The sequence below is a fragment of the Streptomyces sp. So13.3 genome (assembly GCF_005860785.2).
GTDB lineage: Bacteria > Actinomycetota > Actinomycetes > Streptomycetales > Streptomycetaceae > Actinacidiphila > Actinacidiphila fildesensis.
This window is the reverse complement of the sequence record NZ_CP048835.1, coordinates 1,277,577-1,302,506: the sequence shown is the minus strand read 5'-3', so window position 1 is coordinate 1,302,506 and position 24,930 is coordinate 1,277,577. Positions and strand designations below refer to the sequence as shown.

At 71.1% G+C, this 24,930-nt stretch carries 30 protein-coding genes and 2 pseudogenes; 11 read left to right on the top strand and 21 right to left on the bottom strand.

From position 1 onward, the window contains the following. The first annotated feature begins 96 nt into the window (after positions 1-96). Positions 97-294 carry a cold shock domain-containing protein gene (locus C8250_RS06135; protein ID WP_138354524.1) on the top strand — a complete coding sequence of 66 codons (198 nt, stop codon included), beginning with the start codon at positions 97-99 and terminating at the stop codon, positions 292-294. A 39-nt stretch (positions 295-333) separates the two neighbouring features. Here C8250_RS06135 and C8250_RS06130 read toward each other — a convergent pair whose 3' ends face one another. Beyond that, positions 334-900: a hypothetical protein gene (locus tag C8250_RS06130; protein ID WP_138354564.1), complete on the bottom strand. Its 567-nt coding sequence runs from the start codon at positions 898-900 to the stop codon at positions 334-336. Positions 901-1,190: 290 nt separating this feature from the next. Between C8250_RS06130 and C8250_RS06125 the strand changes: the two genes are divergently transcribed. Continuing rightward, positions 1,191-1,526, top strand: a complete 336-nt coding sequence (locus C8250_RS06125; RefSeq protein ID WP_138354525.1) for a DUF1330 domain-containing protein — start codon at positions 1,191-1,193, stop codon at positions 1,524-1,526. 51 nt (positions 1,527-1,577) lie between these two features. Here the strand turns inward: C8250_RS06125 and C8250_RS06120 are convergent, their stop codons facing one another. The 6 genes and pseudogenes from C8250_RS06120 to ligD form a co-directional block, all read right to left on the bottom strand. Continuing rightward, entirely contained in the window at positions 1,578-1,790 is a 213-nt protein-coding gene (locus C8250_RS06120) for a hypothetical protein (protein ID WP_138354526.1), read from the bottom strand. A 72-nt stretch (positions 1,791-1,862) separates the two neighbouring features. After that, the gene (locus C8250_RS44750) at positions 1,863-2,744 is read right to left on the bottom strand and encodes a hypothetical protein (RefSeq protein WP_306665036.1); all 882 of its coding nucleotides are present in this window, start codon (positions 2,742-2,744) and stop codon (positions 1,863-1,865) included. Next, positions 2,674-3,486 (bottom strand): ABC transporter permease, encoded by an 813-nt coding sequence (locus tag C8250_RS44745; RefSeq protein ID WP_346268720.1) that lies wholly within the window; start codon positions 3,484-3,486, stop codon positions 2,674-2,676. The genes C8250_RS44750 and C8250_RS44745 overlap by 71 nt, the downstream gene beginning before the upstream one ends. Next, positions 3,483-3,776 (bottom strand): annotated as a pseudogene (locus tag C8250_RS06110) (DUF4162 domain-containing protein); the annotation flags it as partial. The pseudogene C8250_RS06110 and the gene C8250_RS44745, both read right to left, overlap by 4 nt. A gap of 229 nt (positions 3,777-4,005) precedes the next feature. After that, a complete protein-coding gene (locus tag C8250_RS06105) occupies positions 4,006-4,908 on the bottom strand; it encodes a DNA ligase (RefSeq protein ID WP_244808991.1) in 903 nt (300 codons plus the stop codon). A 24-nt stretch (positions 4,909-4,932) separates the two neighbouring features. Then, positions 4,933-5,820: a non-homologous end-joining DNA ligase gene (ligD, locus tag C8250_RS06100; RefSeq protein ID WP_138354528.1), complete on the bottom strand. Its 888-nt coding sequence runs from the start codon at positions 5,818-5,820 to the stop codon at positions 4,933-4,935. Positions 5,821-5,853: 33 nt separating this feature from the next. Here ligD and C8250_RS06095 point away from each other — a divergent pair, with 33 nt between their 5' ends. From C8250_RS06095 to C8250_RS06085, 3 genes are read left to right on the top strand one after another with little or no spacing between them, the layout of a single operon-like run. Then, positions 5,854-6,900, top strand: a complete 1,047-nt coding sequence (locus tag C8250_RS06095) for a Ku protein (RefSeq protein ID WP_138354529.1) — start codon at positions 5,854-5,856, stop codon at positions 6,898-6,900. 48 nt (positions 6,901-6,948) lie between these two features. Further along, a complete protein-coding gene (locus C8250_RS06090) occupies positions 6,949-7,920 on the top strand; it encodes a helix-turn-helix domain-containing protein (protein ID WP_244808990.1) in 972 nt (323 codons plus the stop codon). 42 nt (positions 7,921-7,962) lie between these two features. Then, entirely contained in the window at positions 7,963-8,427 is a 465-nt protein-coding gene (locus tag C8250_RS06085; RefSeq protein WP_138354530.1) for a VOC family protein, read from the top strand. Between the two features lie 98 nt (positions 8,428-8,525). On the opposite strand, the gene C8250_RS06080 is transcribed toward C8250_RS06085, so the two are convergent. The 3 genes from C8250_RS06080 to C8250_RS06070 form a co-directional block, all read right to left on the bottom strand. Continuing rightward, positions 8,526-8,795, bottom strand: a complete 270-nt coding sequence (locus C8250_RS06080) for a type B 50S ribosomal protein L31 (protein WP_138354531.1) — start codon at positions 8,793-8,795, stop codon at positions 8,526-8,528. A 109-nt stretch (positions 8,796-8,904) separates the two neighbouring features. Continuing rightward, a complete protein-coding gene (gene rpmG, locus C8250_RS06075) occupies positions 8,905-9,069 on the bottom strand; it encodes a 50S ribosomal protein L33 (RefSeq protein WP_138354532.1) in 165 nt (54 codons plus the stop codon). Positions 9,070-9,234: 165 nt separating this feature from the next. Continuing rightward, positions 9,235-9,702, bottom strand: coding sequence for an RICIN domain-containing protein (locus tag C8250_RS06070; protein WP_244808989.1), 468 nt, complete (start codon positions 9,700-9,702; stop codon positions 9,235-9,237). A gap of 203 nt (positions 9,703-9,905) precedes the next feature. On the opposite strand from C8250_RS06070, the gene C8250_RS06065 reads away from it, so the two are divergent. Continuing rightward, entirely contained in the window at positions 9,906-10,961 is a 1,056-nt protein-coding gene (locus C8250_RS06065; protein WP_138354534.1) for a LacI family DNA-binding transcriptional regulator, read from the top strand. A gap of 130 nt (positions 10,962-11,091) precedes the next feature. Continuing rightward, on the top strand, positions 11,092-11,517 hold the full coding sequence (locus tag C8250_RS06060) for a PPOX class F420-dependent oxidoreductase (RefSeq protein WP_138354535.1): 426 nt from the start codon (positions 11,092-11,094) through the stop codon (positions 11,515-11,517). 173 nt (positions 11,518-11,690) lie between these two features. Here the strand turns inward: C8250_RS06060 and C8250_RS06055 are convergent, their stop codons facing one another. Further along, the gene (locus C8250_RS06055) at positions 11,691-12,443 is read right to left on the bottom strand and encodes a Mut7-C RNAse domain-containing protein (protein WP_138354536.1); all 753 of its coding nucleotides are present in this window, start codon (positions 12,441-12,443) and stop codon (positions 11,691-11,693) included. 170 nt (positions 12,444-12,613) lie between these two features. On the opposite strand from C8250_RS06055, the gene C8250_RS44740 reads away from it, so the two are divergent. Both C8250_RS44740 and C8250_RS06045 read left to right on the top strand, forming a co-directional pair. After that, a complete protein-coding gene (locus tag C8250_RS44740) occupies positions 12,614-14,281 on the top strand; it encodes a discoidin domain-containing protein (protein WP_198358553.1) in 1,668 nt (555 codons plus the stop codon). A 164-nt stretch (positions 14,282-14,445) separates the two neighbouring features. After that, complete coding sequence (locus tag C8250_RS06045) at positions 14,446-15,051, top strand: anthrone oxygenase family protein (RefSeq protein WP_138354537.1); 606 nt, start codon at positions 14,446-14,448, stop codon at positions 15,049-15,051. 108 nt (positions 15,052-15,159) lie between these two features. On the opposite strand, the gene C8250_RS06040 is transcribed toward C8250_RS06045, so the two are convergent. From C8250_RS06040 to C8250_RS06030, 3 genes and pseudogenes are all read right to left on the bottom strand, one after another. Continuing rightward, positions 15,160-15,486, bottom strand: a complete 327-nt coding sequence (locus tag C8250_RS06040) for a cupin domain-containing protein (RefSeq protein WP_138354567.1) — start codon at positions 15,484-15,486, stop codon at positions 15,160-15,162. Between the two features lie 48 nt (positions 15,487-15,534). After that, positions 15,535-16,038: pseudogene (locus C8250_RS06035) on the bottom strand (YbaK/EbsC family protein); the annotation flags it as partial. Continuing rightward, positions 16,035-16,865 (bottom strand): TIGR02452 family protein, encoded by an 831-nt coding sequence (locus C8250_RS06030; protein WP_138354538.1) that lies wholly within the window; start codon positions 16,863-16,865, stop codon positions 16,035-16,037. The gene C8250_RS06030 and the pseudogene C8250_RS06035, both read right to left, overlap by 4 nt. A 197-nt stretch (positions 16,866-17,062) precedes the next feature. Between C8250_RS06030 and C8250_RS06025 the strand changes: the two genes are divergently transcribed. Further along, positions 17,063-17,674: a DUF1707 domain-containing protein gene (locus C8250_RS06025; protein WP_138354539.1), complete on the top strand. Its 612-nt coding sequence runs from the start codon at positions 17,063-17,065 to the stop codon at positions 17,672-17,674. On the opposite strand, the gene C8250_RS06020 is transcribed toward C8250_RS06025, so the two are convergent. The 7 genes from C8250_RS06020 to C8250_RS05990 form a co-directional block, all read right to left on the bottom strand. Next, entirely contained in the window at positions 17,671-18,420 is a 750-nt protein-coding gene (locus C8250_RS06020) for a lysophospholipid acyltransferase family protein (protein WP_138354540.1), read from the bottom strand. The two genes, C8250_RS06025 and C8250_RS06020, sit on opposite strands and share 4 nt — an antisense overlap. A 157-nt stretch (positions 18,421-18,577) precedes the next feature. Continuing rightward, on the bottom strand, positions 18,578-18,739 hold the full coding sequence (locus C8250_RS06015) for a hypothetical protein (protein ID WP_187144749.1): 162 nt from the start codon (positions 18,737-18,739) through the stop codon (positions 18,578-18,580). A gap of 82 nt (positions 18,740-18,821) precedes the next feature. Then, positions 18,822-19,853 carry a hypothetical protein gene (locus tag C8250_RS06010; protein ID WP_138354541.1) on the bottom strand — a complete coding sequence of 344 codons (1,032 nt, stop codon included), beginning with the start codon at positions 19,851-19,853 and terminating at the stop codon, positions 18,822-18,824. Positions 19,854-19,879: 26 nt separating this feature from the next. Next, positions 19,880-20,839, bottom strand: a complete 960-nt coding sequence (locus C8250_RS06005; RefSeq protein WP_138354542.1) for a cytochrome c oxidase assembly protein — start codon at positions 20,837-20,839, stop codon at positions 19,880-19,882. Between the two features lie 185 nt (positions 20,840-21,024). After that, positions 21,025-22,050 carry a 6-phosphofructokinase gene (locus C8250_RS06000; protein WP_138354543.1) on the bottom strand — a complete coding sequence of 342 codons (1,026 nt, stop codon included), beginning with the start codon at positions 22,048-22,050 and terminating at the stop codon, positions 21,025-21,027. Positions 22,051-22,178: 128 nt separating this feature from the next. Further along, a complete protein-coding gene (locus tag C8250_RS05995; protein WP_138354544.1) occupies positions 22,179-22,907 on the bottom strand; it encodes a glutamine amidotransferase in 729 nt (242 codons plus the stop codon). A gap of 21 nt (positions 22,908-22,928) precedes the next feature. Continuing rightward, positions 22,929-24,167 carry a MurT ligase domain-containing protein gene (locus C8250_RS05990; RefSeq protein ID WP_138354545.1) on the bottom strand — a complete coding sequence of 413 codons (1,239 nt, stop codon included), beginning with the start codon at positions 24,165-24,167 and terminating at the stop codon, positions 22,929-22,931. A 180-nt stretch (positions 24,168-24,347) separates the two neighbouring features. On the opposite strand from C8250_RS05990, the gene def reads away from it, so the two are divergent. Beyond that, positions 24,348-24,893, top strand: coding sequence for a peptide deformylase (def, locus tag C8250_RS05985; RefSeq protein ID WP_138354546.1), 546 nt, complete (start codon positions 24,348-24,350; stop codon positions 24,891-24,893). Positions 24,894-24,930 lie beyond the last annotated feature (37 nt).

Here is a 24,930-nt window from a genome sequence, read left to right as displayed (position 1 = left end):
GCAGGCCGGCGGGCGGGCGGACGCCCGCGTGTCGCGGGGGACCCCGGCGGAGCGGGTAACTTGGCTGGATCATCCAGGCGAGGCGAAGGCACATCGATGGCGAAGCTCAACGGCAAGATCAAGTGGTTCAACCCGGGGAAGGGCTTCGGTTTCATCACCCCGGCCGACGGCGGCCCTGACGTCTTCGTCCACGGCAAGAACATCGAGGGCAACGTCGCCGACGACAAAGCGGTGGAGTACGAGCTCGGCGACGGCCCCAAGGGCCCGCACGCGCTGAATGTGAAGGTCGTCTAGCCACCGCGGCGGTCGGTGCGCCCGGCGGATCGGCTGCGTCTACAGCAGTACGAACATCGCGGCGCTCGCCGCGCCGACCGACGCGCCGGCCACGGTCTGGGCGACGGAATGGTAGGTCAGCGCGACGCGCGACCAGCACACGGCGGCGACCAGGACGTAGCCGAGGAGCCACCAGGGCGAGGCGACGGCGGCCAGCAGCGCGACGACGCCGGAGGCCACCGCCGAGTCCACGCTGATCTTCCAGAACGTGTTCACGGCCAGCAGGACGACGGTCACCGCCCACAGCGAGACCATCGCGATGAGGATGTCGGCCGGCGCGTGGGCCAGCAGCATCACCGCGGAACCGACCCCGATGGAGCCGAGGATGACGGCGAAGATCGGTGCCCGCTGCGTACGGTCCACGACATGCCGGTCGCCCCAGGTGCCGCGCTTGCGCTCCCACTCGATGTAAGCGGCCGGAATGACCCCGGCGCACAGTGCCGCGAACAGCCCCCACGCCGCACCGCTCACGTTGCCCCCCGCGGCCGTCCCGACGCCGACCAGACCGGCGAGCAGGACGTTGCGGGGCTGCAGGACATCGGTGACGATGCGCGCCGTGGCCTCCAGCCTCGTACGGGCCGCTCCACGGACAGGACCGGCTGCTGTGACGGACCGCTGCGGGGGCACCGCGCAGGTCTCGGCGGCAGGGGTTTCGGCGGCGGGGGATTTGATCAAGTGGCGCACCAGCTCAGGGTAGAGCCACGCCCCGCGGCGGGGACGCGCGGGCCGACGGGTGTCGGGAAGTACCTAAGGATGACGGATTCCGCAGGGCGCGGCCGATCGTAGTGTCGGGCTCAGCAGCAGGGGCCGGAAGCGGCACCTGTGACAGCCGGAGCAACCGCATCCCTGGAGGATCGATGTCCACCTACGCCGTCGCCTATGTCCGCAAGATCGTCAACCCGAGTCCGGAGATCGCGGAGTACCTGCGCCACGTCTCCGACACCATGGACCCCTTCGGCGGCCGGTTCCTCGTGCACGACGGCGAGCGGGAGGTCCTGGAGGGCAGCTGGACCGGCGGCCTGATCATCATCGAGTTCCCCGACCGGGCCAAGGCCCGCGCCTGGTACGACTCGGAGGCCTATCAGGCGATCCTCCCGTTCAGGACCGACAACATCGAGATGGACGTCATCTTCGCCGAGGGCGTGCCCGAGGGCTACCGGGGATCCGAGGCGCTGGCCAAACTGCCCTTCTAGCAGCGGTCTTCACCGGGCCGGGGACGGAAACCGGGCAGAGCGCCCCAGCGGTCACTCGGGCCGGGCCTGCACCTCGGGCCCGCCACCACGCCAGTCGATGAGCGGATGGTCCTCGACCTCCACGTCGTCCAGACCGGCCCGGCGCAGGAACTCCACGATGTCCGGGAGCGAGTACGCGCGGCCGACCGGCGTCCCGCCGATCGTCACCCGCCGTGTGCCGTTCTCCAGCGGGTAGACGACGACCTGCTGCGCTTCTGGATCCATATCCCTAGGCTGCGCGTTCGAGCGGCCCGGCGCATCTCTTGTGGCGTATTGCGTTCACTCCCTTCACTCCTCTCAATCGCCGGCGAGGTCACGGCGGCGGAAACCGGTCAGACCCACGGCCGCCGCCACGGCAGCGACGAGGACGAGCCATACGTAAGGCGCCGCCGTCTGCGGTCCGCCCGGCGCCTTGGGCAGGTGGGTGAACGGTGAGAGATCCAGCATCAGCTGGGGCAGCACGGGACCGAGCTGCCCGCACAGGAGAAGGGCGGCGAAGACTCCCCAAGCCGCCGCGGAGGCCTCCGGCAGCCAGCCGAAGAGCACCAGGGTCAGTGCCGCGGTGACCCACACCGCCGGAGCCTGGGCAAGCGCCGCTCCGGTCAGCGTGGGCAGCTGCCCGCTGATGTCGCCGATGGTGGCGCCGTAGGCCAGCCCCGCGGACAGTCCGCCGACCGCGAGCAGCACGAGCGTGCCGAGGGCGGGGAACACCAGGTGGCTGCAGGCCCAGCGCACGCGGCCGACGGCGTTGGCCAGCAGGGGTTCCGCCAGTCGGCCGGTCTCCTCCGAGCGCAGCCGCAGTGTGCTCTGCACGGCGTAGGCCGCGGCGAGCATCCCGAGCAGTCCCATGGCGGTGGCGAAGAAGGAGTCGGTCAGGGCTCCGGGTCCTCCCATCCGGCGGACCATGTCCCCCAGCTGCGCGTTGTCCTCGACGATGCCGGAGATCGAGTTGCCCACCGAGCCGTAGAGCGCTCCCGCGACGGCGAATCCGGCGGCCCAGCTGTACAGGGCGCCGCGCTGCAGCCGCCAGGCGAGGGCGAACGGGCCGTTCAGTGCCGCCGCGCCCTCGGCCGGCCCGGGGCGGGCCGGGAGCAGCCCTGCGCCCAGGTCACGTCTCGCCACCAGGACGTAGGCGGCCCCGGTCATCACCGCGGTGAAGGCGGCGACGAGCCCGAGCACCCACCACCGGTCCCCGGCGAACGGCCGGAGGTTCTCGGTCCAGCCGAGCGGCGAGGCCCACACGAGGGGTGACGCGGCGTCCGCCGCCGCGTCGCCGGCGGCGCGGAGCAGGAACGCGAGCCCCGGCAAGCCCCTTGGCGACCCGAGCGCTCGCGGTGAGCTGGGCGGTGACCGCCGCGACGCCCGCGAACATCAGCCCGCTGCCCGCGAGGGCGAGGCCCAGGGCGGCCGATCCGGCGACCGACTGGCCGAGCACCGACAGTGCGGTGGCGACGATCAGCGCGAGGGCGGCACTTGCCGTCAGAGCGGTCAGCAGTCCCGCGGTGAGCGGGGCACGCCGTCCCACCACGCCGGAGCTGAGCAGTTCCTGGCGGCCGCTCTCCTCCTCCTCGCGGGTGTGCCGGACCACGATGAGGATGCTCATCAGACCGGTGAGCGCGGCACCGATACACCCCATCCGCCAAGCGGTGAGCGCACCGATGCTCTCCCCGCTGAACGCCGGTCCGTACAGCGCCCGCAGGGAACTGTTGACGTTCATGCTGCGGGCGAAGTCCGTCCGCTCCTTGAGCGTGCCGTACAACGTGCCCAGGGAGAGGCAGGTGCTGAGCACCGCGGCGGTCAGGGCGTAGACCCAGACCGGGATCATGATCCGGTCCCGGCGCAGCGCCAGCCGGGTCAGCACACCGGTGCCGGTGACGCTGCCCCCGCTGCCCACCCGGACACCGACGTCGGTGGCGCTCATCGGGACACCGCGTCCGGCACGGCCTGGTAGTGGCGCAGGAAGAGCTCTTCGAGGGTCGGCGGCCGACTGGTCAGACCGCGTACCCCGGACTCGCCGAGCTGCCGCAGAACGGCGTCGAGTTGATCGGTGTCGACCTGCAGGCTGACCCGGTGGCCCCGGATGTCCAGGCCGTGCACTCCGGGCAGGTCCGCCAACCCGTGCGGGGAGCCGTCGAGTTCGGCGGAGATCGCGGTGCGGGTGAGATGGCGCAGTTCACCGAGGGTGCCGGTTTCGACGGTGCGGCCCTGGCGGCCGCCGGGACGCGATCATCGGCCGGTGGGAGCACACCCTGCGCGCCGGTGTCGAGGCGCTCGGCTCCGGCACCCAGGCCGGCTCCCGCCTCGAGGAGACCGCGGAGTTCTTCGCCTTCCTGCAGAAGGAACTGCATTCGATGATGGACCGCTGGCGCGACCACAAGGAACAGCTCCGCGAGCAAAAGGCATAGCTCTGCGGGCGTGCGCCATCGAGGACGGGCACCCGTCAGACGGCGTCGTCGTCCCGGATCCGGACGAACCGTACGGTCGCCTGCCGTCCCGTGCGCACACGGACCTCGACCAACGGGCCCTCGCGCACCGGTCGCAGGGGCGATCCGTCCTCGTCCCGGACCTCCGGACCGAGCAGGCCGGCGACCGCCGCCGCGATCCGCCCTGCGGTGACCGGGTCGAGACGGGGTGAGGTCTGCGCGCGGGTCGCGTCGTCGAACTCGACCAGCACCGAGTCGGGGCGCCGTTCCGAGCCGATGACGCCGACCAGCCGGGCGTCGACGGTCTCGGCGTGCCGCACCTTGATCCACCCCGGCCTGGCGCCGGGCCGGTAGGCGGAGCCGAGCCCCTTGCAGACCAGGCCCTCCACGCCGTGCGGCACCAGGGTCTCGTACCAGTCCAGCGCCACGGCGCGGTCCGTAGTCGCCAGCACGGTCTGCACCTGCGGTGCCAGGTCGCGCAACGCCGTGCGCAGCAGCTTCCAGCGGTCGGCGAGCGGCAGGTCCCGGATGTCGCTGCCGGGAACGGCGAGGCAGTCGAAAGCGACGTACGCCACGACGATGCCCGCCGCACGGCGCTGCGCGTCGGGGCGCAGCAACTCGGTGAAGGCGAACTTCCCGTCGGCCCAGGCGCAGATCTCACCGTCGAGCACGAGCCCGGCGGGCAACGCCTGGGTGAGGGTGGTGGCGAGGCCGGGGAACTCGGCGGCGATGTCGCGCCCGGAGCGGGTCTGCAGGACCGTGCGGCCACCGAGGGCGAACGCGACGGTGCGGAATCCGTCCAGCTTGACGCTGTACTGCACTCCGCCGGGCAGCGCGTCCTCGGCCGGGATGCCGGCTTCCGTGCGGGGGCGCATCACGTCGACCTGCGGACGCACGACGACCGGATCCGGACGGTTCACAAGGGCCGCCTCATGAGGGCCGCGTCATGACGGCAGCTTCCCGGCCCGCTTGCGCTCCAGGAGCGGAGCGAACAGGTCTCCGTGTTCGGCCACCCGGTCGGGGACGTCGGCGATGGTGAACGTGAGCTGCTCCGGATCGTCGCACTCCTCGATCTCGTCCCACGACACGGGCGTGGACACGGTGGGCGTGGCGCGGGCGCGGACGGTGTACGGGGCGGCGGTGGTCTTCTTCGCCGAGTTCTGCGACCAGTCGATGAAGATCTTCTCGGTGCGCAGATTCTTGGTCATCCTCGACACCACCTGGTCGGGATGGTCCGCCTCCAGCTCCTTCGCGAGCGCCTTGGCGTAGGCCGCGGCCTGCTCGGGCGAGGCACCGGTCAGCGGCGCGTACAGATGCAGGCCCTTGGAGCCCGACGTCTTCGCCCAGGACTCGATGCCGTCGGCGCGCATCCGCTCACGCAGCAGGAGGGCGACGGCGCAGCAGTCGACCACGGTGCGGTCCTCGCCGGGGTCCAGGTCGAACACGAGCCGGTCCGCCGTTCCGGGCGCGGCGGCCCTCCACTGCGGGACGTGCAGCTCGATGCACGCCAGGTTCGCCGCCCACACGAGGGTGGCGAGGTCGTTGATCTGCACCTGCTCCATCTCCTCGCCGCCGCTGCGCTCGGTGACCGACGTCGTCACCCAGCTGGGGGTACCTGACGGCGGTCTCTTGGCGAAGAACGACGTGGCGTCCACCCCGCTGGGGGCGCGCAGGAGCGACAGGGGCCGGCCGCGCAGGTGAGGCAGCAGGACGGGGGCGACGGTGGCGTAGTAGTGCACCAGTTCGCCCTTGGTCGTGCCGGTCCGCGGATACAGGATCCGCTCCAAGTGGGTGAGGGACAGCTCGCGACCCTCGATCTCCGTGATCGGCATAGTATGAAATCTCTCACATTTAGGGATAAAACGATGAGATCGCTCTGGAGCGGCACTCTGTCATTCGGCCTGGTCGCCGTACCCGTCAAGCTCGGCTCGGCCGTCAGCAGTCACAAGCTCGGCTTCCGGCAGATCCATACAGCCGACCACGGGCGGGTGCGTCTCCAGAAGGTCTGTGCACTCGACGAGCAGGTCCTCACCCAGGCCGAGATCGGCAGGGCGTACGAGACGGCCGACGATCAGCTGATCGAGATCTCCGACGACGAGTTGAAGGCCCTGCCGCTCCCCACGGCCAAGACCATCGAGGTGAGCGGGTTCCTCGATGCCGACAGCGTCGACTTCCTGAAGCTGGACACGCCCTACTTCCTCGCCCCGGCCGATGCCACCGCCAACAAGGCCTACGTCCTGATGCGCGAAGCGCTCCAGCGGTCCGGCAAGGCGGCCGTCGGCAAGCTCGCGATGCACAACAGCGAGCACCTCGCACTGGTGCGCGCCCACGACGACGTGCTGATCCTGCAGACCCTGCGCTGGCCCGACGAGGTCAAGTCGACGTCCGAGGCCGCCCCGACCGGCAAGGTGAACATCACCGACGCCGAACTCGACCTCGCGGACACCCTCATCAACGCCCTTGGCCAAGCCGACCTGGAGGAGTACACGGACAACTACGCCGAAGCCGTACAGGCCCTCGTCAGTGCGAAGGTCGAGGGCGGCGAAGCACCGTCCGCGGCCGACGGAACCGGAGGCGGCGGCAAGGTCGTCGACCTGATGGCCGCCCTGGAGGCCAGCGTCGCCCAGGCCAGGAGCACCCGCCCCGACAACGCCACCGACGCGACCGTCACGCCCATCAAGAAGCCGGCGAAGAAGACCGCCGCCAAGCGCGCGGCCCCGGCGCAGAAATCGCCACCCAAGAGCAGCGACACCAAGAAGTCCACCGCGAAGAAGACCACGGCGAAGAAGACCACGGCGACGAAATCGGCGGGCGGGACGGCCACGAAGGCGACCGCCAAGAAGACCGCGGCGAAGCCGGCGAAGAAGACCGCCGCGAAGACCGCAGCCGGCAAGAACACCCGCAGCGCCTGAACCGCCGTCCATCGCGCATCCGTGTCCCGTCCGGCCGATACTGGTCAGGTGGACAGTGGTCGTACGGCAACCGCGCCCTCCGGCGTGATCGACGAGGCGGTCCAGTGCCTGCCCGCGCCCGCCCTGCGGCCCTACATCGCGGGGTACTGCGGTTACCGGCAGGACGGTGTCCCGCCCACGCGGCACCGCGGCATGCCCTCGCCCTTCCTGACGTTGATCTTCACCCTCGACGACCCGCTGACCGTGGAAGTGCACCCCGACCCACGGCAGCCGCCCGGCCGCTACGACGCACTGCTCGGCGGCCTGCACACCACGTCGGCGCTGATCACCCACGGCGGACGGCAGTCCGGTATCCAGGTGGCGCTCAGCCCGCTCGGCGCGCGCGCCCTGCTGCATCTCCCCGCGGGTGAACTCGCCAATGCCGACATCCCGGCCGACGCCGTCCTGGGACGGCTCGCCGACGAGGTACGGGCCCGGCTGCGCGACGCCCCCGACTGGCGGCAGCGATTCGCCGTCCTCGACCGGATCCTGTGGCGGTACGCGCGCCCGGAATCCGCTGTCCCGCCACAAGTGGTCCGCGCCTGGGACCTGTTGCTGCGCTCCGGGGGCGCGCTGTCCGCGTCGGCGCTCGCGAAGGACGTGGGCTGGAGCGGCAGGCATCTGGCCGGCCGGTTCCACACCGAGATCGGACTGAGCCCCAAGGCCGCGGCCCGGGTCATCCGTTTCGACCGGGCGCGGCGGCTGCTGGTCGTCCGGGCCTGCGGCCGGGGACGCGACGTCCTGGACGGTCGCGACGGCCTGCCGGATACGTACGCTCCCGGCACTCCGAACGGTCTGGCGGATCTCGCGGCCGACTGCGGCTACTTCGACCAGGCGCACCTCGCGCGCGAGTTCCGCTCCCTGGCCGGCTGCGCGCCGAGCCGCTGGCTGGCCGAGGAGTTCCGAAACGTCCAAGCCTTCGCCGCCCCCTCGGCGGCAGAGTGGACATCGGACGAGGACAGCGGGGCCGTCCAGCACTGAAGCCGCTCCGCCGCAGCACCGACCCGAGGAGGTCCGGCCCGCATGGACGCCACCGAGAGCACCGATGCCACCGAGACGACCGACACCACCGCCGCCACGGACGGCAAGGAGCCCGCGCCCCAGGTGTGGCCCAGTCTGCGCGCCCGTGATGCGCGCGCGCTGATCCGGTTCCTGGTCGAGGCGTTCGGCTTCGAGGAGACCGTCGTGTATGGCGAGGGCGACCGCGTCGACCATGCCCAGCTCGACTGGCCGCCGGGCGGCGGCATCATGCTCGGCAGCGTCCCCGAGGACGGCGCGGCGGACCATGTCGCCCTGGTGCCGGGCACCTTCGGCGCCTACGTCGTCACCGATGAGCCCGACGCGCTGTACGACCGCGCCCGAGCGGCCGGAGCCGAGATCATCATGGAACTGACCGATACCGACTACGGGTCACGTGACTTCGCCGCGCGTGACCCCGAGGGAAACCGGTGGTTCTTCGGCACGTACCGCGGTGCGCCGCGGAAGTAGGGACCGCGCAAGGGACCCGCGGAGGGAACCGCGAACGGGGGAGGGGGCGGTACCGCCAGGAATACCGGCGGTACCGCCCCCTCGTGGGTGCGTGGTGCTTACTTCGCGGAGCCCGCGCCGGACGAGGGCGAACCGTACCGGCGCTCGAAGCGCTCGACGCGGCCCGCGGTGTCCAGCACGCGGGACGTGCCCGTGTAGAACGGGTGGCTCGCCGAGGACGTCTCCACGTCGACGACGGGGTAGGTGCTGCCGTCCTCCCACTCCACGGTCTTGTCACTGCCCGCGGTCGAACGCGTCAGGAATGCGAAGTCCGCTGAACGGTCGCGGAAGACGACCGGGCGGGAGACGGGGTGGATGCCGAACTTCATGGGAGATACCTTCCGTTGTGCGGAACGGGTGGGGCGGCCGGTCCTCGTTGCCGGCGGGATGCGCGCGGCCTGATCCGCGGTGTTCGCGTGATCCGGCTGATCCGTGCGGTCAGCGCTCCTCGCGGAAGAGGACGTGCTGTCCGGCGGCCGGGTCGTACTTGCGCAGCACCAGACGGTCGGGGTTGTTGCGACGGTTCTTGCGCGTGACGTAGCTCTGACCGGTGCCGGCCGTCGAACGCAGAGTGATGACCGGACGGGCGTCATTGCGTGCCATGGAATTCCCTTCCAATGCGGTGGTCTCCAGGACACCGAACGTAATGATTGTCATTGTCATTCGGTATCTGCTCGTCTCAACGCGACCCACCGCCCGCACATTCCCGATCCGGGAACTCGCTCAAAGCGACGATCGTTCACTTTGTGTGATCGAAGATCCCGGAGGTTACTGCGGCTCCAGCGTCCACCACTGGGAGGCGACGTCCTGGTCCTCCCACTGCTGAACGTTCGCGCCGTCCTCCTTGCTGCCGTCGGCGACCTCCAGCGTCTTGCCGCTGATGCCGCTCACGAGGGTGACGGTGCCGGGTGCGTCGAGGTGCTGCTCGATCAGCCATTCCTGGGCGCCGAAGTTGTTGGGCCGCCACTGCTGGACGTTCACCCCGTTCTCGGTGGCGGCGCCCGCCACGTCGAGCCGTTTGCCGCTCCGGACGTTCTCGAGGTGGTAGAGCGCGCTGCCTTCGTGGATCGGGAGCACCCGCCAGAGCTGCGCGTCGGTTCCGTTCTCCACGCCCTGCTGGACGTTGGCGCCGCTGTTCCTGCGGCCGTCGGCGACCTCCAGCAACAGGCCGCTGCCCACGTTGCGCACGCGGTACAGGCCCTCTTCGACCGCTGCCGGCCACTGCGAACCGCTCACCGTTTCCAGCCCCCGTGTCCATGGTTCACCGACTGCCGACCCTGCCAGCCGTGCGGCGGCGGTGCAAGATCGACGCGGCATGCGGCGCGAGGAGGTCCCAATGCGCCGAGGCGGGGGCGGTGGGGTGCGGTGTTCGATACGCTGACGGCTCCCGGGTGGTGACTCCTGGAGAGCGCTCTCCCGGGCGTGCTATAAAGACCGACATGAGCGAAGTCCTCCGACCGGCACTTTCGGGACCTCCCACGCTGGAGGATGTGGCCCGCGTGGCGGGTGTCTCGCGTGCGACGGTCTCCCGGGTCATCAACGGGACCCGCAATGTCGACCCGGCCATCCAGGAGACGGTCCGCCAGGCCATCGCCGCGACCGGCTACGTGCCCAACACCGCGGCCCGGTCGCTCGTGACCCGGCGTACCGGGGCCATCGCGCTGGTGGTGTCCGGTGCGGGCGGTCCCGGGCCGGACGACGCGGTGCGGAGCGAGGTGTTCGTCGACCCCTTCTTCGGCCGGGTGGTCAGTGGTGTGGTGGGGTTCTTGCGGCCGTTGGGAATGCATCCGGTGCTGATGCTGGCCGAGACCGGCACGGCGCGCGACCAGGTGGTGGCGTATCTGCGGCAGGGCAACGCCGACGGGGCGATGGTGGTGTCCACGCATGCGGGCGACCCGCTGCCGGAGCAGATCACCGAGGCGGGGGTGCCCGCGGTGCTGTTCGCCCGGCCGGCCCGGCCGATCCCGATCAGCTATGTCGATGTCGCGCATCAGGACGGGGCCCGGCTGGCGGCCGACCGGCTGGTGGAGCGCGGCTGCCGGGAGGTGGTGACGATCTCCGGTCCGCTGGACGTCCCGGCCAGTCAGGACCGGCTGACCGGCTTCCGCGAGGCGATGGCCCGCCACGGCTTCCCCTATGTGCCGTGCGCGGAGGGCAACTTCACCCAGGGCAGCGGCGAGGCCGCGATGGAACGCCTGCTGGCCGAACATCCCCGCCTCGACGGGGTCTTCGCCGCCAACGACCTGATGGCCCAGGGCGCCCTGCTCGTTCTGCGCGACCACGGCCGCCACGTTCCCGACGACGTCAAGGTCATCGGCTTCGACGACAGCAGCGCCGCCACCGCGTCACGCCCCGCACTCACCACCATTCGCCAGCCCGTGGAAGACATGGCAGGTGAAATGGCCCGTCTCCTCCTGGACCGCATCACCACACCACAGCAGCGCATCACCTCCGTCATCTTCGAACCGACCCTCGTCATCCGGCAGTCCGCCTGAGATCTCGGGCCCACGTCCCGACTCAGTGCGCTGGAGAGCGCTCTCCAATCCATCGGGCAGGATCTGCCGGGAACCCGACGCCGGGGCGTCCTGTGCCGGGAGCCGGCCCCCTTCGGGCACCATGGGTGGCATGGCCACCATGATCGACGCCGAATGGCGCGCATTCATCAGCGAGGGAACCCGTACCGGCAAGCTCGCCACCGTCCGCGCCGACGGGCGCCCGCACCTCGCGCCGGTCTGGTTCCTCCTCGATGGGGACGACCTGGTCCTCAACACCGGCAAGGCGACCGTCAAGGGCCGCAACCTCGCCCGTGACGGCCGGGTGAGCATCTGCGTCGACGACGACCGTCCGCCGTTCTCGTTCGTGGTCATCGAGGGCAAGGCCCGGATCAGCGAGGAGCTGCCGGAGGTCCGCGACTGGGCGACCCGTATCGCCCATCGCTACATGGGCCCCGAGCAGGCCGAGGTGTACGGCGCCCGCAACGGCGTCCCGGGTGAACTCCTCGTACGCGTGCACATCGACAAGGTCATCGCGGTCAGGGGCGTGGCCGACTAGGGCGTGTTTCGGAAGGAGCGGCGTTCGCCCGGAGGGCGTGGCCCACGGCGTCTGGTGGGTGCGCTCGCATGGCGGAGGGTCGTCCTCGTACTGGACGTAGGTGGACGAGCCCGACAACGCGGCGAGTGCGCGTGCCAGGCGTCGTGGGCCAGGCGGGACTTTCGCAACACGCCCTAGGCGAAGCGCCGGTCTCGGGCGGCCGCGCCGCCGAACTCGCGCAGTGCCTCCTCGACGATCGCCTCCAGGCGGGCGTGGTGCGCACCCCGCCAGTACACCCGCTCGCAGGCGGCGCACTGCGCGAAGACGTCGTACGAGCGCTGCGTGCCGTGCCGCAGCTGGTCCTGGACCGACTCCTTGTCGGCGTTGGCTAGCGGGCCGTTGCAGGCCACGCACCGGGACCACGGGGTGAGCGCGGGCGCGAAGCGCTGCAGGACGTCGCGGAGTTGATCCTCGGGGCGGTCGCTGTAGATGTACGCCCCGGCCCAGATCTCCCGCCGCCGGAGCAGCCCCCGGTCGCGGGAGAGCATGACGCGCTGCTCCTTCGCGGAGAGCGTGGCCAGCGCGGGGTCGCCGATGTCCTCGTTCTCGTAGGCGGCGTCGACGCCCAGCAGGCGCAGTCGCCGCGCGAGAGTGCCGAGGTGGACGTCGAGCAGGAACCGCAGGGGCGCCCCCGGCACGTGCTGGGGGCGCTCGACCGCCTGGACGTGAACGGTCTCGCCCGCGTCGGGGATGTGCGAGACGGGCACCGCGCTGCCGTCGACGAGCAGCAGCCCCGCTTCGGTGAGCGGGACGCCGAGCGATTCGACGACATGGCCGAGCGTCGAGGTGCCGTCGGTGACGACCGTGCTCGGGCCCTGACGCCGTTCCGCGGGGACGAAGAGGTGCAGCTCAGGGGCGAAAATGATGTCGATCTCCGGTCCGTTCACGCGGTCAGGATGTCATCACGGGGCGGGGCCGGGCCAGTTGATTCCGCTGGGTGTCCCCAGCGGACACCGAGTGATTGTTAGATAACTTTCCTAACAGACTATTGACTTGCGCCGGTGCTCGGACCGACTCTGCGGTGACCCTGCTGGATCCCCCTGGCAACGGAGGCACCATGAGCCGCACCATGAGTCGGCGTGCTCTTGTCGCGTTCTTCGCGACCGCCTGTCTCGTCCTCATCTCGGCGTTCGCCGGACTGGTGAACGCGGCGCCGAGTTCCGCGGCCCCCGCGGCCACGACGCAACAGACGTTCCTGACGTTCTACGGCTGGTACGACAACACACCGCCCGGCGGCGACATCTCGTACCCGCAGATCCACGACACGGCCGGCGGTACCGGCACGTTCGCGGATCCGATCACCTTCGCGACCTCCAAGGCGGAGCTCCCGGCCGGCACGAAGGTGTGGGTCGAGCGGGTCAGGAAGTACTTCATCATGGAGGACAGCTGTCAGGAGTGCGAGGCGGACTGGAGCGAGGAGGGGCCCAACGGCGGCCCCGGCCTGCACCACATCGACCTGTGGCTGGGCGGCAAGGGCGGCAACGCGATGAACGCCATCGACTGTGAGGACGCGTTGACGCACTACAACGCGGACAGCACGCCGACGATGGAACCGGTCGTCGTCAACCCCGGCGCCAACGAGCCCTACGACCCGACGCCGATCTTCAACACCAGCACCGGCAAGTGCTACGGCGGCGCCCAGCCCAACACCACGATCGGCCAGTACAAGAACGGCTCGAACGCGCAGTGCATGGAGGATCCCGGTAACAGCTCCACTCCCGGCACCGCCCTCAAGACCGCCGCCTGCAACGGCTCGGCGGCCCAGCGCTTCACCTTCCACGGCGCCTTCATGGTGATCAACAACCTCTGCGCGGCGACGTCCGGCAGCAACATCGTCCTCAACACCTGCACCGGCGGCCCGACTCAGCAGTGGTCGGTCAACCCCAACGGCACCATCTCCGACATGCAGACCGGGCAGAAGTGCTTCCGGACCTCGAGCGCCAAGGTGGTCGCCGGCAGCTGCTCCGGCACCGCGAGCCAGTGGGCCTTCACAGCCGGTTCCACCACCAACGACTTCTCGCTGTCGCTGAACCCGGCGGCGGGTTCGGTCAACGCGGGAGCGTCCACGACCTCGACGGTGTCCGTGCCGGTGGCCTCCGGTACGGCGGAGCCGGTGACGCTCTCCGCCACCGGCGCTCCGTCGGGTGTCAGTGTGAGCTTCGCGCCCTCGACGGTGACCGCGGGTGGCACTTCGGTGATGACGGTGTCGGCCAACGCCGCTGCCACCTCCGGCTCCGCGGCGCTCACGGTCACCGGAACCTCGGCATCGGCCGCGCACTCGGCGGGTTACGCACTGACCGTCACCGCTCCCGGCGGCGGCCCGGTGCTGCTGTCCCAGGGCCGGACGGCGACGGCCTCCTCGGTCGAATCGACATCCTTCGCGGCGGCGGCCGCCTTCGACGGCAACCTCACCGCCACCCGGTGGGCCAGCAAGGAAGGCACCGACCCGCAGTGGCTGCGCGTCGATCTGGGCGCCACGGCGAACGTCAGCCACGTCAAGCTCCTCTGGGAGGCCGCGTACGGCAAGGCGTACACGATCCAGACCTCCCCTGACGGTACGACCTGGACGACGATCTACTCCACCACCACCGGCAACGGTGCCACCGACGACCTGACCGGGCTCACCGGCACCGGCCGCTACGTCCGGGTGAACGGCACTGCCCGGGGCACCGCTTACGGCTACTCCCTCTACGAGATGCAGGTGTACGGGACGACCGCCTCGTAGCGGATCCTGGGGTGACGGCAACCGTCCACGCGCCCGCGCGTGGACGGTTGCTTATGCGGGTGCGCGTCTGAGCGATGGTCCGCAGTCCCGCCGGGGACTTGACTGGAGCCATGAGCAACCAGCCGAACGTAGCCGTCCGACACCCCGCAGGGAGAAGCGAAGCGATGAGTGCTGCCCACCACACCAACGGCGCCCCGAACATCCACCCGACGCCCCAGGCTCCGCTGCACCACCCGGCGCTTCCGGTCCCCGCCCGCAAGAGCGCGGCCGGTCCGGTGCTGGGCGCCGCCACCGTCGCCACGGCACTCATGGCGGGTGTCTTCTTCAGCTTCGACGTCGCGGTGATGCCGGGCCTGGGCCGCGGTGACGACCGGACATTCATCGGCGCGATGCAGAACATCAACGTGGCCATCGAGAACCCGGTGTTCTTCCTCGCGTTCTTCGGCGCCCTGGTGCTGACGGGCGTCGCGGCCTTCCAGCAGCGGCGGTTGGGGCGGCGCGCCGTGTTCGGCTGGGTGCTGGCGTCGGTGGCGCTGTACGTCGTGGCGCTCCTCGTCACGATGGGTGCGAACATCCCGCTCAACGACGAGCTCGCGAAGGCCGGCGACCCCGCGCACATCCGCGATCTGGCCGCGGTGCGCGCCAAGTTCGAGAACACCTGGATCGCGCTCAACATGGTGCGTACGGCGGCGTGCACGGTGGCCGTGGGCTGCCTGAGCCGCGCCCTGTTCCTGCACGGCCGGGGCGACGCCGGGGCGGGCAGCCGTTGAGAGCCCCCGACGGGCCGGTCCCGCACCGCGAGAAGCGGCTGTGGGACCGCTGCGGGAGGCGGCGCGGGGACCGGGCGTGGGACGGTGCGCGGCGCGGGGGACGGATGGTCAGGGCAGGACGACGCCGGTCGTTCCCTCGTTGCCGTCACCGGTGTTGACGGTGCCCCGCGGTTCGAACATCAGGATCCGGGTCCCCGGCTCGGCCACCGGCTTGTGCAGGGTGCCGCGCGGCACGGTGAACACCTCGTGCGGGCCCAGCTCGACGGTTCCGTCCGGCAGTTCCAGCCGCAGCCGGCCGGCGAGGACGAGGAAGAACTCGTCGGTGTCCGCGTGCCGGTGCTCGGAGAACTCGCCCTCGACGTTGGCGACCTTGACGTCGTAGTCGTTCACCTGGGCCAGGACGTGCGGCAACCACTTCTCGGGGACGGCGTCCATGACGGTGTCGATATTGCGCTTCCCGCCCGGGACGGCCGGTGCCTCCGTGATGGATTCGACGCGCGGCGCGGCGATCTCCGCGTAGTCCTTGGCCGAGAGCGCCAGGGAACGGTCCAGCCGGGCCGCGTTGAAGAAGATCTCATCGTGGTGCAGCAGCGCCGGGTCCACGATGAGCTCCAGCTTCTCGTCGAACGAGAACGGCAGCACGGTGCCGCTGACACTCCCGGCCAGCCGCTCGGCGGTCTCCTTCGGCGCGAACGAGATGTACGTCCCGCCGAACAGCGCCTTCACCGCGCCGAGGTCCAGCCGCCGGTCACCGGGCACGACGGCGAGCACGTACTTGGTGGTCTTCTTGCCGAGCTTGACCATGACGATGATGCATTTCGCCGCCTGCGCCAGCGCGTTGCCCCGCAGCTCGCTGACCAGCTCGGTGGCACCCTGCGGCGCGTGGTCGATGGTCCGGTAGACCGCACCGTGCTCGTCGAGCAGTGCGATCAGCCCGTTGTACGTCCCGTGCTCGTTCGTTTCCGCCGTGTCCTCGGTGTCGGTCATGACTCATTAAACCTCGCGGCGAATGCGGCGCGGGTGGGGGAGTCCTCGCGCCGGTCCAGCACCGGGAAGACGACCTCGTCGAACCGGCCGGCGAAGCGCCCGGAGCCGGTCAGATGGCGGTGGAAGGCGTCCGCGACCTGCGCCGGATCGCACTGGAAGACCCCACAGCCCCAGGCGCCCAGCACCAGCCGCCGGTAGCCCTGGGCGGCGGCGACCTCCAGGACGCGCTCCGCGCGCGTCAGCAGCGCCCGCGGGATCAGGTCCACCCGGTCGGGGAGATTGCGGGTGATCACCCCGGCGTTCGGCGCGGGAGAGGTCAGGAAGCCCGCCTCGTACGGCTCCTCCAGCAGCGCGCCGCGGTCGTCGCGGAAGACCGGTACGGCGGGGGAGTGGATGACCCGGTCCGTGTAGAAGGGGTCGCGGTCGGCACGGTGGACGGCGTAGAAGTCCGGTGTGCTCACCACGCACGTGTAGAGGGCCGACGCGCGGCACAGTGATTCCTCCTGCGCCTGGGCGCCGTTGAGGTAACCGCCGCCCGGGTTGCGGGCCGAGGAGAAGTTGAGGACGGCGACGGGCCCGTCCGAGGCCGCCCTCAGCCGGCGCGCGGCCTGGAGGCTGCTCTCACCGGTCACGCCGAAGGCGGTGGCCGCCGGCGGAGCGGACGGCGGAGGCACGTCCACCGGCTCGGGCCCGAACAGCCGGGTCCCGGAGACCGCGCGGGCGACGCCGGCGGCGATCGAAACGTCCCGGCCGCTGGGCGCCGGATACCGGCCCGCCGCGACGATCTCCTGGGTGTGCCGGGCGATGCCGCGCAGCCGGGCGCTCATGCCGCGCGCCTTGTTCTGTTGGTGTTCACGGCTCCCGACCCTATGGCCCTCACCTGCGGCGGAGCCAGCGGTTTACCTCCTGCGGGCCCGGTCGTGGACCGGGTTCGGCTCCGGCCCGTCGCCCGACGCGGACCTTGCGAACGCGACAGTCGCGATATAGCGTAAGTCTGGTCCGCGTCCGATCAGGAGGTTGCCCGGTGTCCGACACCCCAGCGGAGCCCCGCTCCGCCGACATCGACGTGCGCGCGTCGGACCAGGAGCGCGACCAGACCGCCGCGATTCTCGCCGACGCGCTCGCGACCGGCCGGCTCACCACGGACGAGCACGCCGAGCGGCTCGAAGCCACGTACTCGGCGCGCACCCGCGGTGAACTCGCCCCGATCACCGGCGATCTGCCGGAGCCGGCGGCGGGCGCGCACCTGGTCGCCCCCACCGACACGGATCCCGTCGACGCCCTCTTCAGCAAGATCCGGCGCGGCGGCCAGTGGCCGGTCCCGCCGCACACCGTCGCGCGCGCCCGGTTCGGCGCCGTCGTGATCGACCTGCGGCAGGCGGTGTTCACCCGCCGTGAAGTCGTCATCGAGGCCGGTTCGTTCTGCGGCAAGGTGGAGATCCTGGTCCCCGACAACGCGCGGGTCTACGACACCGGGACCGCCCTGTTCGGCAAGCGCTCCCAGCTCGGCGGACACGACAGGACCAAGGAGGACTGGGACGAGGACGGCCCCGTGGTGCACATCACCGGCCGGTCCGTGTTCGGCCATGTCCGGGTCATGCGCACTTACAAGTACCCCTGGCGGGACGGGCGCTAGCGCGGCGACGGCGGCTCGTCGCGCGGTTCGCCCTTTCCCGGCGGCCGGCGCAGCAGCGCCGCGACGCCGCGTGCCTGCTCGGCCTTGACCTCGTTCGCGTAGCGGTCGACGTACTCCTGCCCGGACATCGCCAGGATCGCGTACATGATCTCGTCGGTCGCCGACCGCACCACGTACCGCTCGCCCTCCATGCCCTCGAACCGGCTGAACTCCAGAGGCGTGCCGAAGCGGATCGTGACCCGGCCCAGCCGGGGGAGCTTGCGGCCGGGCGGCTGCAGTTCGAAGGTGCCCACCATCGCGCACGGGATCACCGGTACCTGAGCCGTGATCGCCATCGCCGCGACCCCGGTACGCCCCTTGTACAGCCGGCCGTCGTGCGACCGGGTGCCCTCCGGATAGATGCCCAGCAGCTGGCCCCGCCGCAGCACCGCGAGCCCGGACTTCAGCGCCGCCTGCGAGGCCTTGCCGCCCGCCCGGTCCACCGGGATCTGGCCCACCCCGCGGAAGAACGCGGCGGTCAGCCGGCCCTTCAGCCCGGCGCCGGTGAAGTACTCGGCCTTGGCCAGGAAGGTGATCCGGCGCGGCAGGATCGCCGGCATCAGGAAGTGGTCGGAGAACGACAGATGGTTGCCCGCGACGATCGCGGCACCGTCGTCCGGAATGTGCTCCAGCCCCTCGATCCGCGGCCGGAACAGCAGCCGCAGCAACGGCCCAAGGATCACGTATTTGAGCACGTGGTAGAACACGCGGCCCGTTTCCCCCCTCCACGCCGGGGAGCGCCCGCACCCCGGTGACCAGGCACAGTAGTGCTGATACGGGCGGGGCGCGAGAGTACCGGTATCGGCGGTGCCGGGGCGCGGGGCCCTTCGGGTGAACCGGGTGGCCGCGGAGTGCGCCCAGAGGTCAGCGGGGGAGCCGGATGGCGAACACCGCGGCGGTGCACAGCCCGAGCAGCACCCAGGCGAACCACAGCCAGCCGTTCGCGCCCAGCGCCACCGTATAGGCGGACACGGCCACCAGAGATGCCGCGGTGCACACCGCCATCGCCTTCGCGGGTGTCGGCATGAGGCCCTCCTCCCCGAGAATCCCAGGACGACCCGCCCGGTGGCGGCCCGGTCTCCATGGTGACCGGCCGCCGCCTCCGGCGCTACCAGTCGCCGTCGGTCACCTGGCCGTCGTCCTTGAGTTTCTTCACCTGGCCGGGCTGGACCGGCGCCCACGGCTGCTGGTCGTCGCCCAGCCAGTCGCCCACCGGCTTCACGTCCGCCAGTGGTGCCGCGGCCGCCAGATCGGCGGCGTCCGCGTCGTAGTAGTCGAACCAGGGCAGGCCCGCCGCGTTGTAGGCCGCCCGGTCCACCGGGGACGGCGGCGGCGCCTCGCCGGTGATCTGCCGCCACTGCGGGGCGGTCGCCAGATGGACGAAGACCCGGCCCGACGGGGTCGGCCGCCAGTCGCCCGGCAGCCGCTCGTCGCGGTACACCTCCTGGCGCATCCGGCCGCCCGCGCCCAGGCCCATCGATGGTGCGGCAGGGGCGGCCATGGCCTCCATCGGCATCGCCGCGCCGTAGCCCGCCATGGGCGGCATTCCCTCGTCCTCCTCGGCGGCGACGCCCCAGGGCCCGCGGGTGGCGACCGCGCGCCGCTCCTGCTCGGCGCGCCAGACCGCGAGCGGCTCGTCCCGCAGCTCGAAGACCTGCAGCTGCACCCCGCCCCAGACCTCCTCGCCGGAGACCTGGCCCTCCACCGTCGCCCCCAGGCCCAGCGGAACCGCCACGAACTGCCGGATCGTGCCGGATCCGGAGTTGATGCCGTCCAGCCAGGGCTGCCGGGGCAGCACCACGTAGTTCTGCGGATCCTGTGACAGCCGATCGCTCCACGGCTGCCCCGAGACCGCACACACCTTGCCCACGCCCACCTGGAGCGCGGCCGGCACCGGCGAGGAGAAACTCAGCCACATCGCCTCGCGCTGGTAGACCGGCAGCACCACACCGCCGCGGGTCAGCCACTCGGCGGGCGCCCGGTCCGGATAGTCCGCCACCCGGCGCAGCGGAAACGTGCCGATCCCCGGCGGCAGCGGATGCGTCCCGGTCTCGGGCAGCCGCAACGTGCGCATGAACCGCACCGTCACTCCGCCCGGCAGCTCCAGCGCTCCGCCCGATATCCGCACCTGGTCCCCCATCTCGCGCCTCCCTTTGGTCAGCTGTTTCAGCCGCGACCGCGAGCATCCAAGGATGCCAAATAGGCGTTGTACGCCACCAGCTCCGCGTCCCCGTCCCGGTCGGCCGCGCGATCCGACCGCCGCGCCTGCCGTTGATCGGAGGTGTACCACTGGAACAGCAGCGCCACCAGCACGAGGACCGACGGGATCTCGCTGAACGCCCAGGCGATGCCGCCCGCCGCGCTCTGGTCCTGCAATGGATCTACCCCGAGGGACGCCGGGGGATGCAGGAACGTGGTCACCATCGGTTCGGTGCCCATCATCAGGGCGATGCCGAAGAACGCGTGGAACGGCATTCCCGCGAACAGCTCCAGCATCCGCATGATGTGGCTGGGGCGGTGCGGCCCCGGGTCCACGCCCATGATCGGCCAGAAAAAGACCAGGCCGACGGCGAGGAAGTGGGTCATCATCGCGATGTGTCCCAGCCTGCTGCCCATCAGGAAGTCGAAGAGCGGCGAGAAGTACACCGCGTACAGGCTCGCGATGAACAGCGGGATCGTGAACGCGGGATGGGTGACGAGCCGCATGTACCGGCTGTGCAGGAAGACCACCAGCAGCTCACGCGGCCCCTTGCGGCCGCGTCCGTGCGCGGTTGCCGGCAGCGCCCGCAGGGCCAGCGTCACCGGAGCGCCCAGCAGCAGCAGGATGGGGGAGAGCATGCTGATGACCATGTGCTGCACCATGTGCACGCTGAACATGACCATGCCGTAGTCGTTCATCGCGGTGCACATCACCGAGGCCACGGTCAGTACGCCCAGCACGAAGGCCACGATCCGGCCGGCCGGCCAGCGGTCGCCGCGCCGCCACAGCCGCACCACGCCCCACCCGTACAGCCCGAGCGCCAGCAGGCAGCCTGCCAGGAACACCGGGTCGCCGCTGAACTCCAGCCCCCGACCGAGGGTGAACGGCGGCAAGTCCATCGGCATGCCGTGTCCGCCGTGGTCCATGGGTCACTCTCTCCTGTTCGTGCCGACTGCCCCGCCCGCGCCGTCCGGCATTGTGCCGATTCGACCCGTGCGCCCGCACCAGACTAGAGCCGCCCCCGGCCGGTGATGCGGCCGGGGGCGGCCCCGTTACGTCGGAAGCGGGCGGCAGCCCGGCACAGCGTCCACCGGAAGGCGGACGGGCCCGGCTACAGGACGCACTCGGCCTCGATGTAGCGCTCGGCCGGCACGGTCTTGAGGTGCTCGACGGCCTCGGCCAGCGGCACCAGCTTGATGTCGGTGCCGCGCAGCGCCGTCATCATCCCGAAGTCACCGTTGTGGACGGCCTCCACCGCGTGCCAGCCGAACCGGGTGGCGAGCACCCGGTCGTAGGCGGTGGGCGTGCCACCGCGCTGCACATGGCCCAGGATCACCGGCCGCGCCTCCTTGCCGAGGCGCTGCTCCAGCTCCACCGACAGCTGGGTGGCGACTCCGGTGAACCGCTCGTGGCCGTAGATGTCCTTGGCACCGGACGAGAACTCCATCGAGCCCTCACGCGGCTTGGCACCCTCGGAGACCACGACGATCGCGAACTTCTTGCCCGCCGCGAACCGCTTGCCGACCAGATCGGCCAGCTCGCCGATGTCGAAGGGCCGCTCCGGCACCACGATGGCGTGCGCGCCGGCCGCCATGCCCGAGTGCAGGGCGATCCAGCCGGTGTGCCGGCCCATGACCTCGACGATCAGCACCCGCTGGTGCGATTCGGCGGTGGTCTTGAGGCGGTCGAGGGCCTCGGTGGCGACCATGACGGCCGTGTCGAACCCGAAGGTGACGTCCGTCGACGCGATGTCGTTGTCGATCGTCTTGGGCACGCCCACGATCGGCAGGCCGGCGTCCGACAGCAGCTTGGCCGCCTTGAGGGTGCCCTCACCGCCGATCGGGATGATCGCGTCCAGGCCCAGGTCCCGTACGTGGCCCCTGGCCTGCTCCACGCCACCGCGCAGATGCGCGGGCTGCACCCGGGACGAGCCCAGGATCGTTCCACCGCGGGCCAGGATGCCGCTGACGGCGTCCAGGTCCAGCTTGCGGTAGTCGCACTCCAGCAGGCCCTTCCAGCCGTCGTGGAACCCGATGACCTCATCGCCGTGGTCGACCACGGCGCGGTGCACCACCGACCGGATGACGGCATTGAGTCCGGGGCAGTCTCCGCCGCTCGTCAGCACACCAATACGCATTGCTCTCGCACTCCCGCGATTTCCAAACGGACGGCCGGACCCCGTCGTCCGGATGGAACCCCCGTTACCTTAGCCAGCCGCAGGCGGACGGCGCACAGCCGCCCGCACTGCGGACACCGCTCACCGCCTCAGGCGGGCTGGCCCGCCGCCGCGATCCGCTCCGTGCGCAGCGCCTCGTACCACTGGTCGTCGACCGGCGGCAGGGCGTTCACGTCCAGCGCCAGCTTCAGCAGCAGGTCGGCGATCTGCGGATTGCGGGCCATGACCGGGCCGTGCATGTACGTGCCGAAGACGGTGTCGTTGTACGCGCCCTCGGTCCCGTCGCCGGTCCCGTTGCCCTTGCCGTACCGGACGGTCGCCAGCGGGCGCGCGCTCGGGCCGACGTGGGTGATGCCCTGGTGGTTCTCGAAACCCGTCAGCGGCGGCAGGCCGAGCCGCGGGTCGATGTCGGCCAGGACGTCGCCGACGCAGCGCTCGCCGTCACCGCGCACGCTGACGACGTCGAGCAGCCCCAGGCCGGCCTCGGGGCGGCCCAGGTCGTTCACGAACTCATGGCCGAGGATCTGGTAGCCGGCGCACACGGAGAAGACGATCGCGCCGTTGGCGACCGCGCGGTTCAGTCCGCCGTCGCGGCGCAGCCGCTCCGCGGCGAGGCGCTGCGGGCGGTCCTCACCGCCGCCGATCAGATAGATGTCCCCGGAGGTGGGGATGGGCTGGTCGGACCGGACGTCGATCCGGCTGACGTTGAGGCGGCGCTGGCGGGCACGCCGCTCCACGACCAGGGCGTTGCCCTGGTCGCCGTAGGTGCTCAGCAGGTCCGGGTAGACCCACACCAGGCGAAGGCTGGAATCGCTCATGCTTGCTTCTCCTTGTCCGGGTCAGTTGCCGACGCGGCGGCGCAGGTCCTGGAAGGCCGTGTAGTTGGCGATGGTCTCGATCCGGCCGGGGGGCGCGGAGCGCACCGCCTCGTCGACGTCCGCGCAGACGCGGAAGTCCAGTCCCGCGACCTCCAGGCGGACCGCGAGGTCCAGCTTGCGGTCGCCGATGACGTAGATCGGGTGCCCGGCGAGCCGGGTGTAGTCCACGTCCCACAGCCAGGAGGTGTCGGTGCCGTCCGCGCCGCGGGCGTTGACGGACAGGATCACCGGGGTGGGCGGGCCGTCGATGAGGGAGAACGTCTCCAGCCAGCCGGCCGGGTTCTTCGCCAGCAGCAGCCGCAGCTCGCGCTCCAGGTAGGTGACGACGTCGTAACGTCCGGCCACCGCCTGCACCGCGTACATCCGCTCCAGCGCGACCTTCGGCTCCACCCCGAAGGCGGCCGCGGCCGCGGCGGACACGGCCGCGTTGGACTTATTGGCCCGTCCCGGCAGTTGCAGGCGGATCGGCCAGGCCGCGCCGTACGGGTCGATGACGTGGTCGCCGGAGAGCGCCCAGGTCGGCGTGGGACGGCGGAAGCCGCAGTCACCGCAGAACCAGTCGTCGGAGGGGCGCTGGAGCACGCCGCCGCACGACGGGCACGACCAGGCGTCGTCCTTCCACTCCTGGCCGGCTGCGACCCACACCACGGTGGGGCAGGAGGAGGCGGCCCAGGTGATCAGCGGGTCGTCGGCGTTGGCGATGACGATGGCGTCCGTACCGGACAGGCCCTCGCGCCAGTGCTCGGCGAGCATGCGGGTCTCGGCCGCGCGGTCGAGCTGGTCGCGGGAGAGGTTCAGCAGGGCGATGGCCTTGGGGGCGACATCACGGGCGACGCCGGCCAGGTACTTCTCGTCGACCTCGATCACGCCGTAGCGGGCGTCCGCGCCGCCGGCGAGCGCCGAGGTGATACCGGCCGGCATGTTCGCGCCCAGAGCGTTGGAGACCACCGGGCCGTTGGCCCGCAGCGCCTCCGCGAGCAGCCGGGTCGTCGTCGTCTTGCCGTTGGTGGCGGACACCAGCACGACATCGAGGTGCCCTGCCAGCCGGGCCAGCAGATCGGGGTCGACCCTCAGGGCCACCCGTCCGCCGATCACCGATCCGCTGCCGCGACCCGCCGCACGGGACACCGCCGCAGCCGCCTTGCCCGCCGTCACGGCCAGCTTGGCCCGCGGAGTCAGTGGCTCCGAGTTGCCTGCCATCGTCTAACATCCTCCTCGCGTCCGGCCCCCACACCTGCACAAGCCTCGCGGTGGCCGAGTGTCCGCCCCTCCACGCCGATCCAACACCCGGGAGGCCTCGGTCTCGGAGCAGCCTATCTACATTCCCGCGCGGCCCCCGCACTGTCCGCCCCGCCACGTACAGGCTCTACGCTTGCCGGCATGCGACGCGGCACCATCCCCGGCAGTACCGGCACCATCCGTCCGATGCGTCTGATCGGCGACCCGGTGCTCCATGCGCCGTGCGCCGAGGTCACCGCGTTCGACGCCGAACTGGCCCGTCTCGTCGAGGACATGTTCGCCACCATGTACTCCGCCGACGGCGTCGGGCTGGCCGCCAACCAGATCGGTACGGCCCTGCGGGTGTTCGTCTACGACTGCCCCGACGACGAGGACGTGCGGCACCTGGGACATGTCGTCAACCCGCGGTTGGCGGAGGTGGACGGCGTCACCGTCACGGGTTCCGAGGGATGTCTGTCGCTGCCGGGCATCAACGCGGGCACCACCCGCCACGACCACGCGGTCGTGGAGGGCTTCGACGTCCGCGGTGAGCCGGTGCGGATCGCCGGCACCGGCTTCTTCGCCCGCTGTCTGCAGCACGAGTGCGACCACCTCGACGGCGGCCTGTTCACCGACCGCCTCGGCGGGCTGCGCCGCCGCCGCGCCCTGCGGGCCGCGCGCCGGGCGCCCTGGGCGCGGCAGAACTAGGTAGGGCCTGTCGTCCGGATCTCCGCGGCGTCGCGGA